Below are 14,450 nucleotides of genomic sequence, written 5' to 3'. Positions count from 1 at the left end.
TTGGCGTATAGTATGAAAATCAATGGAAGACGGGTTGGTTAACCGATGAGCGATACCACGGACGACACGAACCAGGACGGTGGCCAGGATAGCGGCCAGACCGGTGGACAAAGCGCGGAATACGGCGCCGAGTCGATCAAGGTTCTGCGCGGGCTGGAGGCGGTCCGCAAGCGGCCCGGCATGTATATCGGCGATACCGATGACGGCACCGGCCTGCATCACATGGTCTATGAAGTCGTCGACAACGCGATCGATGAAGCCCTGGCTGGCCATTGCGATACGGTGACCGTAACCCTGAACGGGGATGGTTCCGTTACCGTAACGGATAACGGCCGCGGCATTCCGACCGATATTCACGGCGAAGAAGGTGTTTCCGCCGCCGAGGTCATCATGACCCAGCTGCATGCCGGGGGTAAGTTCGACCAGAACTCCTACAAGGTTTCGGGCGGGTTGCACGGCGTCGGCGTTTCCGTGGTGAACGCGCTGTCGGTCTCGTTGAAATTGAAGATCAAGCGCGCCGGCAAGGTGCATGAAATGTCCTTCACCCATGGCGATGCGGACGGCCCGTTGGAAATCACGGGCGATTCCGGCGGCGACACGGGCACGGAAGTGACTTTCCTGCCATCGACCGAAACCTTCACAATGACCGTCTTCGATTTCGGCACGTTGGAACACCGGCTGCGCGAGTTGGCGTTCCTGAATTCCGGCGTGACGATCAAGCTGACCGATGCGCGTGAAGCAGACCCCAAGGTCGTGGAGCTGCATTACGAAGGCGGTGTCGAGGCGTTCGTCCGGTGGTTGGACCGCTCCAAACAAGCACTTCAGGACACGCCGATCGTTGTCACGGGTGAACGCGACGGCATCACCGCCGAGCTCGCGATGCAGTGGAACGACAGCTATCACGAAACGACGCTGTGCTTCACGAACAACATCCCGCAGCGGGACGGCGGCACGCATCTGGCCGGTTTCCGTGGGGCGCTGACACGGCAGATCAACAACTACGCCGCCAGTTCCGGCGTTGCGAAGAAGGAAAAGGTATCGATCACCGGCGACGATGCGCGCGAAGGGCTGACCTGCGTGCTGTCGGTGAAGGTGCCGGACCCGAAATTCTCCAGCCAGACCAAGGACAAGCTTGTCTCGTCGGAAGTTCGCCCCGTGGTCGAGGCGATCGTGAACGAAAAGCTTGCGGAATGGTTCGAGGAACACCCCCAGGACGCCCGCAAAGTGGTGCAGAAGGTGGTCGAGGCCGCCGCCGCCCGCGAAGCCGCCCGCAAGGCGCGCGAATTGACCCGCCGGAAGGGCGTGCTCGATATCGCCTCCCTGCCGGGCAAGCTCGCCGATTGCCAGGAACGCGATCCGGCGCTTTCCGAACTGTTCATCGTCGAGGGCGACAGCGCCGGCGGTTCTGCGAAGCAGGGCCGAAACCGGAAGTTCCAGGCCATTCTGCCCTTGAAGGGTAAGATTTTGAACGTGGAGCGGGCGCGTTTCGACAAGATGCTCAGCAGTCAGGAAATCGGCACGATGATTACCGCGCTGGGCACCGGCATCGGGCGCGACGATTTCAACATTGAAAAGTTGCGGTATCACAAGATCATCATCATGACGGATGCGGATGTGGACGGAAGCCATATCCGAACCCTGCTGCTGACGTTCTTCTACCGCCAGATGCCTGAACTGATCGAACGCGGCTATCTCTATATCGCTCAGCCGCCGCTCTATCAGGTGAAGCGGGACAACAAGTCCGTGTACCAAAAAGACGACGGCGCTCTTGAACGGTACCTCATGGACAACATGCTGGGCAGCGGCGTGTTGACCGCGGCGGACGGCGCCCAGCGGGGTGGTGCAGATCTGAAAGCCATCATCGAAGATGCCCGTCAGGCCTATCGCCTGATCGAACCCCTGGTGCGGAAAGCGCGTCGTTGGGACTTCGTCGAACAGGCGGCAATCCTCGGCATGCTGGACGTGTCGAAGGAAAAAAGCGCCGACCAGGCCCAGCAAGATGTCGACGCGCTGGCCAAGCGGCTCGACGATTTGCAGCCTGAGGCGGAACGCGGCTGGCAAGGCGAACTCCTGCAAGATGGCGGGTTTGCCATCACGCGGGTTTTGCGCGGTGTGACCGAACGGTGTGTGATCGACGCGGATTTGCTGCGCTCAGCGGAAGCCCGCCGATTGAGCACGATGGCGGGTGCATTCAAGGCCCTGTACTGGCCCGAAGCGACGCTGACGGTAAAGGACAAGGAACGCAGAATCGATGGTCCGGTCGGCCTCTATGAAGCGGTCATGACCGACGGTCGCAAGGGCTTGTCGATCCAGCGCTATAAGGGCTTGGGCGAAATGAACCCGGATCAGTTGTGGGAAACCACGTTGGACCCCGAAGTTCGCTCCCTCCTGCGTGTGCGGGTCGGCCATGGGGACGATGCCGACGATGTCTTCTCCACCCTGATGGGCGACGTGGTCGAACCGCGCCGCGAATTCATCCAGGAAAACGCCTTGAAGGTCGCCAATCTGGACGTTTAGCGCCGGGGTCAACGCCACTATTTCCGGCCAACTTTTCTATCCAGTGTTCTTCGTCGTGTGACGCGTCTCCCGTTCGGGGGACCGTTACGCGACGCCTGAACATGCGCCTGCACCGATGCCGGCACCGATGCCGGCACGTGGCCAACACCCGTGTGATCAACGTCATAACCAATTTCCCAAGAACACGTAATAGTCATAGTCTAGATCGCTCTCCATGGACTGGGCTCATGCCGCACGCCACAACCGTCCTGAAACCTGCGGCAACGCCGCCCTGTCGGTGCGGATAACGAGGATGGCCCATAGGTGAAGACATTGATCGTTTTGCTGCTGATCGCGGGCCTTCTGGCGATTGCATTCGGATATTGGGGCCTGAACACGGTCCAAGGCCGCGCAAGATTCGATGAAATGGCGGGCATGATCCCGCTTTTTGCCGGAATCGCGGGGGGTGTAGCCACTCTCTTGGCCCTGATCCTGGCCGCCTTTCGGCTGTGGAGCGCCCGCAATCACGACTGATCGGGATTTAAAGGCTTTGTGAGACTGAACACTTCCGCGCGCCCTGAAATATGCTGCGCCGGACAGAAACACTGAAAAGGAGACAGGCCTTGGGGGGCTACGGATTTTATATTTTCGCCGCCGCGATTGTGATCGCCATCGGCTGGGCCATCACGCTCTACAACCGGCTAGTCGCCGCCAAGCAACGTGTTTCGGAAGGGTGGAGCGGCGTGGATGTTCAGCTTCGCCGACGCTCGAACCTGATCCCCAATCTTGTGGATACGGTCAAAGGGTATATGGAGCACGAGCGGTCCACCCTTGAGAAGATCACGGAACTTCGGCAGCAAAGCGCGAATGCCGAAAGCAAACGGGACGATGCCGAGCGGGCCCAAGCCGAAGGGATGCTTTCAGGCTCGCTGCTTCACCTCTTCGCGGTCGCTGAGAATTACCCCGACCTCAAAGCAAATCAGACCTTCCAGGATCTGCAAGAAAATCTTGCTGAAATCGAGGAGCAGATCCAACTCGCCCGACGCTATTTCAACGGCGCGGTCCGGGACAACAACATCTTGGTCGAGACCGTCCCCAGCAACATCGTCGCCAAACTGTTCAGCTTCACGACCGCGGCCTATTTCGAAGTGGAGGACGCTTCCGAGCGTGCGGTGCCGAAGATCGAATTCGGGTCGAAAAAGTGAGGGTCTGCGCCTGCATTCTAGCAAGTTTTCTGCTGCTCGGCTTGGCGTTCAATGCTGCTGCTGAGGAGCGGATCACTGACTACGATATCCAGATTATCGTTGAAGAGACCGCCGACCTCACTGTCACAGAGACGATCCAGGTCGTTTCTGAAGGCGTCCAAATCCGACGCGGCATCTTCCGCGATCTGCCGGTCGTCCACAACGCGGCCGCCGGCCTGTTCGATTTGGTCGATTACGAGGTTCTCGCGGTGACGCGGGACGGCAACCCTGAACCCTATTTCACCGTCCCCGAAGGTGAGTTCTTCCGAATTTATATCGGCCATGAGAATCGTTTCCTGGAAGACGGACCGCACAGATACAAGATCACCTACCGCGTCGGCGGTCAGATCCGGTTTTCCGAAAACAGTGATGAACTTTACTGGAACCTGACCGGCACAAACTGGGCATTTCCGATAGAGAATGTCACCGCCAGCATTGTCCTTCCCAAGGGCGCGGCAGTCGTCGACATGTCGGGCTATACCGGTGGTTACGGCGACACCGGAAGCGATTACGAAATCCTGAATTCCGCCGGGAATAAGGTCTCCCTTCGGGCGACCAGACGCCTTGAAAGCGGTGAAGGTGTTACAGTCTCCGTCAGTTGGCCGCCGGGATTTCTTCCTGTCCCGGGTGTCATCGACCGCGCTTCGGACCTGCTGACAGATAACCCGGGCGCCGCCATCGGCGCCGCCAGCTTGGCCTTTCTCGCGGGCTATCTTTTCCTTGTCTGGTGGCGTGTCGGGCGCGACCCGCAAGCGGGGACCATCATTCCGCTGTTCGAGCCCCCGGAAGGGTTCTCGCCGGCGGCTATCGGCCATATCTACGCCCGGGGGTTCACCGACGGCATGGCGCCGGCCCGGGCGCTGACCGTTGGGATAACAAGCTTGGCGGTCAAAGGGTTCATCACCGTTGAAGACCTGAATAAAAACACCGGCACGCGTTATATCCTGCGCCGAACGGATAAGCCGGCGGACGATTTGCCAAAAGGTGAGCTGGCCTTATTGAACCGGTTGTTCAGCGGTGACGAGGGCGAGGAAGTCACGCTGGGGTCGAAATACGATGCGACGCTGGGCGCAGCCAAAAATGCGTATATGAAGGCCGTCGGCGATGAATATTCGACAGCCTATTTCCGCAAAAATAACGGCAAGTGGTTTTTGGGCGTCGTGTTCGCGGCGGTCGCCTCCATCGGCAGCGCCGTCTTGAATGCGCCCGGCGGGGAAGACGGAAAGGTCCTGGCGGGCGCCTTGGCCTTGTTCTTCTGTGTGCTCGTTAGCGTTTTCTATTGGACGGTGCGGAACTGTTGGGCGCAGAGAGCGCGGTTGGGCGGGGCCGCCCGTCGCAAGCGCTTTCTCGTCGCCTTCCTGATCATGCTGATTGCTGCCGCCCCGGCCGGGTTGTTTGCCGCCGGCGTGATCCTCACGGCCTCTCTGCCGGTCGCCTTGATGATCGCGGCGATGATCGGTCTGGTCTTCGGCTCCTTCGATGTGCTCGATTCTTTGACGGTCCGCGGCCGCGCGGTCATGGACGAGATTGAAGGCTATATCGTCTTCATGACCACGACCGACTGGGACCGGATGGAGGCAATCGGGGAAATGCCAACGCCAAGCGAGGCGATGTTTGAAAAAAACTTGCCCTATTCCATCGCACTCGGGGTCGACGATGCCTGGACCCGGACGTTCCTGGCCTATGCAAAGGCGGCCTCGATACCGGTCGGGGATCATAAAGCGTCCTGGTATCGCAGCACGGATAGTCGCATGACGCGTCCGACTGATTTTTCGAAGTCGTTTTCGTCCCGCATGGTGAGCACGATGGCATCGGCATCATCGCGCCCGTCGTCGAGCAGCAGCGGGTCGCGCAGCAGCGGTTCTTCCGGCGGCGGTGGCGGCGGCGGTGGCGGTGGTGGCTGGTAAGGCGGTGACTGGTAAGGCGGGCGGAGAGCCCAGGCCAAATCGGCGGAACTGCCACCTACACAGGCTCAGAACACCAAGCCCGCCCAGTTCACGCCACGTTGCGGGTCGGCCGTGATATCCCTGGGTTTAGCTGCCTGGGACGAGTCCCAGTCCTGCCAGCGCGCGCCTGACATGTTCCTTCTGTTCCGCCGTGGCCGGCGACGTCGGTCTTCGCGACAGGCCGACATCGATGCCTTGAAGCGCCTGTGCGTATTTGCATAGGGACGGCATATTGTCTTGGCCGATCGCATCCCATAACGGCATCAATCGCTCATGAAGATCCCGTGCCGTGTCCCAATCTTGGCGATGAACGGCGTCCCAAAGCTTCACCGACGGCCCCGGCGCCGCGGTCAGGATCGCGGCAATCGATCCCGGCGCACCGAGTTGATAGGACGGATAGAGTAAGGCATCCACGGCGCTGAAGATCAGGTTGGCCGGTTTCGCACGTCTGACCAGATCGGCGAACAGCTTCATGTCGCCTGCACTCTGTTTGACGCCGAGCACACCCGGCACTTCGTCCATGATCCGCAACAGCAGGTCCGGTGAAAGATAGCACCAGGGCACGACATTATAGATCAGAATCGAGATGCCGCAGGCGGCGTGGATTTCCTGGAAGTGCCGCACCATGGAATCGTCGTCGGGCCTGAACAAGTACGACGGCGGCGTGATTTGCAGGGCAGCGACCCCCAAGTCGCGGACAAGCTTGCCCCTTGCGATCACCTCGTCCGTGGAATTTGCGATGATGCCGGCGACAACCGGGATACGCCCGCTGACCACTTTGACGGTTTCCGCCAATAACGCACCGTATTCATCCCGGTTCAGCGCATGGCCCTCACCCGTGCTGCCCCCGGCGGCCAGACCGTGAACCCCGTTTTCCAGAAGCCACTCCACTTGCCCCGATACCAATGAGAGGTCGATCGACCCCGCTTCGTCGAACGGTGTCGTGAAAGGGGAAATTATTCCGTGTAGTTCGCTCATGCTGGCCTCTCGCATTCCGAATGGTGGATTAGATGGGATGAATCTATGGTTAGACTTAGCGAACCGGCAAAGGATAACCTTCCTTGTTCCACATACCGGAATAGGCAGCCCTTTATGAAGTCACTTCACAAAGTCTCACGGATCCTGGATTGCTTCTCGGCGGAAGAACCGCGGCTTGGGTTGAACGACATCGCCGAGAAAACAGGTCTGCCGCGGACGACGGTCCATCGCGTTCTGTCCAGTCTCAAGGACATCGGATTGATCGTTCAGGATCGGAATCGCGATGATTATCGGCTCGGTCTGCGGTTCCTATCCATAGGCGGCATAATTCTGTCCGATCTGGACGTCCCCAGGCATGCGCGCGAACCGGCTGCGGCCTTGATGCACCAGACTGGCGAGGCGGTTCATATTTGCGTTTTCGACGGGGGCAATGTCGTGTCGATCGATCGGCATGAAATGGACGGCAATCGCAATGAAATTGTAAGGCAGGAACGTGAACCGCCTTATTGCACGGGGACCGGCAAGGCGATTTTGGCGGCACTTCCAGACGAAACGGCCCGAAAGCTGGTGGTGAAGGAATGGAAGAAATTCACCGAAAACACGATCACGCAGGAAGATCGTTTGTTTCATGAATTGGCGATCATCCGGGCTCGCGGGTATTCTGTCGATGATGAAGAACGGCAAAATGGTATACGGTGCGTCGGGGCGGCTATCCGCCATCAAGCCCGTGTTGTCGGCGCAATCAGTGTTACCGGGCCAAAACAGCGATTTCCGGAATCGCGTATTCCCGTTCTGGCCGATCTTGTGACCGCGACGGCAGCTCGGATCGGATTGTCGATCGAACAAGGATGAAAGGGTGTCCTTCGAATTCATTCTTGAAAACGCCTTGTAGGTCGCCAAGGTCGACGGTTAGGGTGATGGAATGATTGCGGGGGTCCCTGTATTCACCGCTTCCCTGTCCGCTTGTGAAGATTCGGGGTGTGGTATAGGGTCCGTCGCGAAAAATTGGGTCGCAATTCAAACGAGGGGACGCGCGGTACATGAGCGCACAAGATTCGGCCAAGGCTGCGGAAGGAGCGGCTCCAGGTCTTACGGACAAACACAGCTTCTCTTACGACGAACTGATTGCTTGCGCCAAAGGCAAGCTGTTCGGACCCGGGAATGCGCAGTTGCCGTTGCCGAACATGCTGATGATCGACCGGATTACCTCCATCACCCAGGATGGCGGCGAGCACGGCAAGGGCGAGATCGTCGCCGAGTTCGACATCAAGCCGGACCTCTGGTTCTTCAAATGCCATTTCGAGGGCGATCCGGTGATGCCGGGCTGCCTGCAGCTCGATGCCATGTGGCAATTGGTCGGTTTCTTCCTCGGCTGGCTCGGTCAACCGGGCCGGGGCCGCGCGATTGGCGTTGGCGAAGTGAAGTTGCTGGAACAGATTTTGCCGACCGCGAAGAAAGTCACCTATCACATTACGTTGAAACGGGTGATCGCGCGGCGCTTGATCATGGGAATCGCAGACGGCGTCGTGAAGGTGGACGGCAAGATTGCCCAGGAAGTGCGCGACATGAAAGTCGGGCTTTTCCAGCCTGCCGAGCCTGCCCAAGCTTAATTTTCCGTGCCTTGGACGCATAGGGCCCGGCAATTCCGCGAAAGCGGGTGATTGCGGGGGCGCGTATGCTTGACGGGTTGGCAACTGGCGTTCAAAACACCAATTAGCACATAGGATTGCGGCGGGGCTGGCGACACCCCACGCTATTTGCCGCTTCTGGCCGGATATCTCGGAAGGAAGCGGGTGCGAGAAACATGAACCGGGTGGCCGTCGCCGCAAGGCCGTCTTAAAAGGCCGGTTGGGAGTAAACATGAACGGACCCAGCATGAACGGACGCCGGCGCGTCGTTGTTACCGGAATGGGCATCGTCTCGTCGCTTGGGAATAGTCAGGCGGAAGTCGTGGATTCCCTCAAGGAAGGGCGCTCCGGAATCAAATTCGTCGAGGAATATAAGGAGCGCGGATTCCGCAGCCATGTTCACGGCGAAATCGATATCGACCTGGAAGAGCATATCGACCGAAAAGTCCGTCGCTTCATGGGTGACGGCGCGGCGTATAACTACGTCGCCATGCAGCAGGCGATCGAAGATGCGGGGCTGACCGAACAGGAAATCAGCCACGAGCGCACGGGCCTGATCATGGGGTCCGGCGGTCCGTCGACCCGCGACTTGGTCGAATCGGCGGATATTTCACGGGAAAAAGGCGTCAAGCGGATCGGCCCGTATCGGGTGCCGCGCGCCATGTCTTCCACCAACTCCGCGACGCTTGCGACGCCCTATCACATCAAGGGTGTGAACTATTCGATCAGTTCGGCCTGTTCCACCAGCGCGCATTGCATCGGCAATGCCAGCGAATTGATCCAATGGGGCAAGCAGGACATCGTCTTCGCCGGCGGCGGGGAGGAGTTGAATTGGACCCTCACCGTGCTGTTCGACGCGATGGGCGCATTGTCCTCGAAGTATAATGATGACCCAGGCCGGGCCAGCCGCCCGTTCGACCAAGACCGCGACGGTTTCGTGATTTCCGGCGGCGGCGGTGTCGTCGTGCTGGAAGAATTGGAACACGCCAAGGCGCGCGGCGCGAAGATCTATGGCGAATTGGTCGGCTATGGTGCTACGTCGGACGGGTATGACATGGTCGCCCCGTCAGGCGAAGGCGGCATCCGTTGCATGAAGATGGCGCTCGACGGGTTGAACGACCCGATCAGCTATATCAACGCCCACGGCACGTCGACGCCGGTTGGCGACATGGCGGAAATCAACGGTATCCGTGAGGTTTTCGGGGACAACATGCCCCGAATTTCCTCGACCAAATCGCTCGCCGGCCACTCGCAGGGTGCAACCGGCGTGCATGAGGTAATCTACTCGCTTCTGATGCTCAATCACGACTTCATAGCGGCCTCCGCAAACATCGAAAATCTGGACGAAGAGGCTGCCGGTGTCCCGGTCGTCACGGAACGGATCGACAATGCGGGGCTGGATTGCGTGCTGTCCAACAGTTTTGGGTTCGGCGGCACCAATGCCTGCCTTGTATTCCGGCGGTATGATTCCTGATCACTGCCCGTCCTTCCTTTTGCGACTTGCCGAGGTATCCGAAAAATGGGGTCCAGTTCGACTCAACTGATGAAAGGGAAGCGGGGCCTCATTATGGGCGTCGCCAACGATCACTCGATTGCCTGGGGGATCGCGTCGGCGCTGGCCAAGCATGGCGCCGAGCTCGCATTCACCTATCAGGGCGAGGCCTTCGGTAAGCGGGTCGCACCGCTTGCCGCGCAGTTGGGGTCGAAATTCTGCGTCTCCTGCGATGTCGGTGTGGACGGTTCCGTCGCCACCGCCTTCGAACAGATCGGCAATGAATGGGACTCGATCGACTTCGTCGTCCACGCCATCGCCTATTCCGACAAGAATGAGCTAAAGGGCCGCTATGTGGATACCAGCCGGGCGAATTTCGGCCGGACCCTGGAAATCTCCTGCTATTCCTTCACTGAAGTCGCGCGCTGCGCCGAACCCTTGATGACGAATGGCGGCAGCTTGCTGACGCTTTCCTATTCGGGGGCCGAGCGTGTCATGCCGTCCTACAACGTCATGGGCGTCGCCAAGGCCGCGCTGGAAGCCAGCGTTCGCTATCTGTCCAGCGATCTCGGCAAGGCCGGCATTCGCGTGAACGCGATTTCCGCCGGGCCGATGCGGACCCTGGCCGGCTCCGCGATTGCGGGTGCCCGGTTTGTTTACAATTGGCAGGGTGAAAACTCGCCCCTGCGCCGGAACATCACCTTGGACGATGTCGGCGGATCGGCGCTTTACCTGCTGTCGGACCTGTCGGCCGGTGTGACCGGCGTGGTTCACCATGTCGATAGCGGCTATCACGTCATCGGCATGGCGGCGCCACCGCTGTAACCCCTTCCCACGTTTTCTGAAAGCGGCCCGTCATGCACCTCCTGGCAGCACAACCGGGCGGTATTGACGATGGCTCCGAGGCCGTAGACCTCGGCCAGACCCCCGGCGATATCGTCGTCATCACTGCCGCGGATACGGAAATCGCCTGCCTTGCCGCCGCGCAGGCGCGCCGTTTGGCCGATCCTGCCGGCGGCGCCGGTGCGCCCAGCTTGCGCTGTGCGAACCTCATGCATCTCGGTCATAATTTTTCCGTCGACCTTTATGTCGAGGAAATCGTAGGCAAGGCCCGCTTCGTTCTTTGCCGTCTGCTTGGCGGGCGGTCCTACTGGACCTATGGCGTCGACGAGGTGGCCGCCGCCTGCAAGGCAGCCGGCATCCCGGTCGCTTTCCTGCCCGGCGATGACAAACCGGATATCGAGTTGCGGGACCTGTCCACCATCCCGGACGATCTTTATACCGATTTATGGGAATATTTCATCCAGGGTGGTGTCGATAATGCGGAAGGCGCGTTGACCGCCATCGCCGCGGAACTGGGTTACGCCGTAACACCACCCGCGCCGGCGCCGTTGTTGAAAGCAGGCCTGTATTGGCCGGGCCTCGCCAACCCATCCCTGTCCGATGCGCCCTGGGCGGAAATCGGCACGCGGCCGGTCGCGGCGATCACCTTCTATCGCGCCTTGGTCCAGGCCGGGAATCTTGCCGCAGTGGACGGCATGATCCAGGCGCTGCAGGCGCAGGGCGTCATCCCCTTGCCGATCTTCGCGGCCAGTTTGAAAGACCCGGTCTCCATCGCAACGATGGAGGAGTTGTTCGGCGCGGCCAAGCCGGATGCGATTTTGAACGGCATGGGTTTCGCGGTTGGAAAGCCGGGCGGCGAGAATACCGGGACCGTGCTGGACGCGGCGGATTGCCCGGTTCTGCAAGTGGTCTTTTCCGGCAGCAATCTGCAATCCTGGGAAGAGGGAACGAAGGGTCTCACGCCGCGCGACATTGCCATGAACGTGGCCTTGCCCGAAGTGGACGGGCGTGTCCTGACCCGTGCGGTTTCCTTCAAGGGGGCCAGCCTGCGGGACCCGAATGTTCAGGCGGATATCGTCGGCTATGAACCGGTGCCGGATCGCTGCGACTTCGTCGCGGAACTGGCCGCGAATTGGGCAGCGCTTCGACGGGTACGGCCAGCCGACCGGAGCGTCGGCCTGATCCTGGCAAATTATCCCAACCGGGACGGACGCCTTGGCAACGGGGTCGGGCTGGATACGCCGGCGGGCACGCTGACCATTTTGAACGCGCTGGCCGATGCGGGGTATTCCGTGCCGCATGACTTCGCGACCGGCGACGCGCTGATCGACCATCTGGCCGCGGGTCCGACCAACGCGGCGGTCGACGGGCGGGAGATCCGCGAGACACTGACGCGGGCCGATTACGATGCATTCTTCGCCACCCTGCCGCAAGATGTCCGTTCGGGCATAACCGACCGCTGGGGCGGGCCTGAGGCGGACCCGTTCTTCCGAACCTCAGAGGACGATTTCGCCCTACCAATCTTTACATTGGGGAATATCGCAATCGGCCTGCAACCGGCGCGCGGTTACAATATCGACCCGGTTCAGACCTATCACGACCCGGCCTTGCTGCCGCCGCATGGATACCTTGCCTTTTACGCCTGGATGCGGAAGCGCTTCGGGGCGCAAGCGATCGTGCATATCGGCAAGCACGGGACGATGGAATGGCTGCCGGGCAAATCCATCGCCCTGTCGCAATCCTGTTTGCCGGAAGCGGTTTTCGGCCCGATGCCGCATCTTTATCCCTTCATCGTCAACGACCCGGGCGAAGGGACGCAGGCGAAACGCCGGGCCCAGGCGGTGATCGTCGACCATCTGACCCCGCCGCTGACCCGGGCGGAAAGCTATGGTCCCCTGCGCGACCTGGAACTGCTGGTCGACGAATATTACGACGCCGCCCAGGGCGACCCGCGCCGGGTGAAGGTGCTGCGTCAGGAAATTCTGGACCTCACCCGCTCCGCCGGGTTGGACAAGGATATCGGCATTGCGCCCGATGCCGCGCCGGATGATGCCTTGGCCGCGCTCGACAACCATCTATGCGAATTGAAGGAAATGCAGATCCGCGACGGTCTGCATATCTTTGGGCAAAGCCCCGAAGGGGGGTTGCGCGATGGGCTTCTGATGGCGCTGATCCGTGCGCCGCGGGGATCGGGCGACGGGAACAAATCCCTGCTGCGCGCCTTGGCGGAAGATCTTTCGATCCACGAAGGCTTCGATCCCCTTGACTGTGTAATGGGGGAAGCTTGGACCGGACCTTGCCCGCAGGCACTGATGGCGGTCGATACGTCCCCGTGGCGGACCAAGGGCGACACGGTGGAACGGTTGGAACTTTTCGGCCTGGACTTGATCGCGGGCAAAACGGCAACGCCAGGCCCGGCATCGCAAGCGGTGATGGAAACGGTGGCCGCACGGTTGAAGCCGGCGGTGGATGCCTGCGGGCCGGCGGAATTGGCTGGGATTCTGACCGGGTTGGACGGGCGTTTCGTGGCCCCTGGTCCGTCCGGCGCACCGTCGCGCGGGCGTCCCGAAGTTTTGCCGACGGGCCGGAACTTCTATTCCGTCGATACCCGCATGGTGCCGACCCCGGCGGCCTGGACGCTGGGCTGGAAATCCGCCCAGATGATGGTCGAACGCTATGCCCAGGATCATGGCGACTATCCAAGGCAAATGGCGATAAGCGCCTGGGGAACGGCGAATATGCGGACCGGCGGCGACGATGTCGCCCAAGCCCTTGCCCTGATGGGCGTTCGGCCGACCTGGGACGATACCTCCCGCCGGGTGACCGGGTTCGAAATTCTTCCCGCCGACCTGCTGGACCGGCCGCGCGTCGATGTCACTTTCCGGATCTCCGGATTTTTCCGGGACGCCTTTCCGGGTTTGATCGACTTGCTCGATTCCGCCGCGCGCGCCGTCGCGGCGCTGGACGAGGCCGAGGCGGTCAATCCCTTGGCGGCGCATGTCCGGGACGAGACGCAAGCCCTGATCGACGCCCAAGGCCTGACGGCGGAAGATGCCGCCCGCCGCGCCGGGGCGCGTGTTTTCGGGTCCAAGCCCGGTGCATATGGTGCGGGCCTGCAAGCGCTGATCGACGAGAAGATCTGGCGGGATGAAGGCGATTTGGCTGAGGCCTATCTTACCTGGGGCGGCTATGCCTATGGCGCCGGACAGGAAGGGGAGGCCGACCATGACGGTTTCTCGAATCGGCTGAAAAAGGTCCAGGCTGTCGTCCATAACCAGGACAACCGGGAACACGACCTGCTGGATTCCGACGACTATTATCAATTCGAAGGCGGCATGACCGCCGCGGTCCGGCACTTGTCGGGCGATCAGCCGACGGTTTATCACAACGACCATTCCCGCCCTGAAACGCCCCGCATCCGAACCTTGAAGGAAGAAATCGGCAGGGTCGTCCGCGCCCGCGTGGTGAACCCGAAATGGATCGCGGGCGTCATGCGCCATGGATACAAGGGCGCTTTCGAAATGGCCGCCACGGTCGACTACCTCTTTGCCTTCTCCGCCACCGCGCGGGCGGTGGAAGACCATCATTTCGACCTTGTCTTCGATGCCTATCTTGATGACGCGGCGGTGCGGGAATTTCTGGAGAACCACAACCCGTCCGCTTTGAGGGAAATGGCCGACCGTCTGTTGGAAGCGCAGGACCGGGGTTTGTGGAAGCCGCGCCGCAACAGCACGCGCGAGGCGTTGCAACGCCTGGCCGGCTGACACGTTTATTGGATATCGCACTGTACGGAGACCGGATTGGGGGCCGATGCCTTTTTTCA

At 60.7% G+C, this 14,450-nt stretch carries 10 protein-coding genes; 9 read left to right on the top strand and 1 reads right to left on the bottom strand.

Annotated elements, in window-relative coordinates:
• Window positions 1–45 precede the first annotated feature (45 nt).
• The 4 genes from gyrB to EOI86_RS12560 all read left to right on the top strand — a co-directional run bounded on the left by gyrB (window position 46) and on the right by EOI86_RS12560 (window position 5,647).
• The gene (gene gyrB, locus EOI86_RS12575) at window positions 46–2,517 is read left to right on the top strand and encodes a DNA topoisomerase (ATP-hydrolyzing) subunit B (protein WP_127765539.1); all 2,472 of its coding nucleotides are present in this window, start codon (window positions 46–48) and stop codon (window positions 2,515–2,517) included.
• Between the two features lie 303 nt (window positions 2,518–2,820).
• The gene (locus EOI86_RS12570) at window positions 2,821–3,030 is read left to right on the top strand and encodes a hypothetical protein (RefSeq protein ID WP_127765538.1); all 210 of its coding nucleotides are present in this window, start codon (window positions 2,821–2,823) and stop codon (window positions 3,028–3,030) included.
• A gap of 89 nt (window positions 3,031–3,119) precedes the next feature.
• Complete coding sequence (locus EOI86_RS12565; protein ID WP_240035660.1) at window positions 3,120–3,701, top strand: LemA family protein; 582 nt, start codon at window positions 3,120–3,122, stop codon at window positions 3,699–3,701.
• Window positions 3,698–5,647, top strand: a complete 1,950-nt coding sequence (locus tag EOI86_RS12560) for a DUF2207 domain-containing protein (RefSeq protein ID WP_161973817.1) — start codon at window positions 3,698–3,700, stop codon at window positions 5,645–5,647. Before EOI86_RS12565 ends, EOI86_RS12560 begins: the two co-directional genes overlap by 4 nt.
• Before the next feature lie 126 nt (window positions 5,648–5,773).
• Here the strand turns inward: EOI86_RS12560 and EOI86_RS12555 are convergent, their stop codons facing one another.
• The gene (locus tag EOI86_RS12555; protein ID WP_127765535.1) at window positions 5,774–6,664 is read right to left on the bottom strand and encodes a dihydrodipicolinate synthase family protein; all 891 of its coding nucleotides are present in this window, start codon (window positions 6,662–6,664) and stop codon (window positions 5,774–5,776) included.
• A 114-nt stretch (window positions 6,665–6,778) separates the two neighbouring features.
• Between EOI86_RS12555 and EOI86_RS12550 the strand changes: the two genes are divergently transcribed.
• The 5 genes from EOI86_RS12550 (at window position 6,779) to cobN (ending at window position 14,391) form a co-directional block, all read left to right on the top strand.
• A complete protein-coding gene (locus EOI86_RS12550) occupies window positions 6,779–7,516 on the top strand; it encodes an IclR family transcriptional regulator (RefSeq protein ID WP_161973816.1) in 738 nt (245 codons plus the stop codon).
• Window positions 7,517–7,704: 188 nt separating this feature from the next.
• Window positions 7,705–8,274, top strand: a complete 570-nt coding sequence (gene fabA / locus EOI86_RS12545; protein WP_127765533.1) for a 3-hydroxyacyl-[acyl-carrier-protein] dehydratase FabA — start codon at window positions 7,705–7,707, stop codon at window positions 8,272–8,274.
• Window positions 8,275–8,524: 250 nt separating this feature from the next.
• Window positions 8,525–9,766 carry a beta-ketoacyl-ACP synthase I gene (gene fabB / locus EOI86_RS12540; RefSeq protein WP_240035659.1) on the top strand — a complete coding sequence of 414 codons (1,242 nt, stop codon included), beginning with the start codon at window positions 8,525–8,527 and terminating at the stop codon, window positions 9,764–9,766.
• A 45-nt stretch (window positions 9,767–9,811) separates the two neighbouring features.
• On the top strand, window positions 9,812–10,609 hold the full coding sequence (locus EOI86_RS12535) for an enoyl-ACP reductase FabI (protein ID WP_205032188.1): 798 nt from the start codon (window positions 9,812–9,814) through the stop codon (window positions 10,607–10,609).
• A gap of 32 nt (window positions 10,610–10,641) precedes the next feature.
• Complete coding sequence (gene cobN, locus EOI86_RS12530) at window positions 10,642–14,391, top strand: cobaltochelatase subunit CobN (protein WP_127765532.1); 3,750 nt, start codon at window positions 10,642–10,644, stop codon at window positions 14,389–14,391.
• Window positions 14,392–14,450: the final 59 nt, after the last annotated feature.

The organism is Hwanghaeella grinnelliae, assembly GCF_004005845.1.
Lineage (GTDB): Bacteria > Pseudomonadota > Alphaproteobacteria > UBA8366 > Aestuariispiraceae > Hwanghaeella > Hwanghaeella grinnelliae.
The sequence above is the reverse complement of the archived record's forward strand: the minus strand, read 5'-3'. Positions and strand labels throughout refer to the sequence as shown.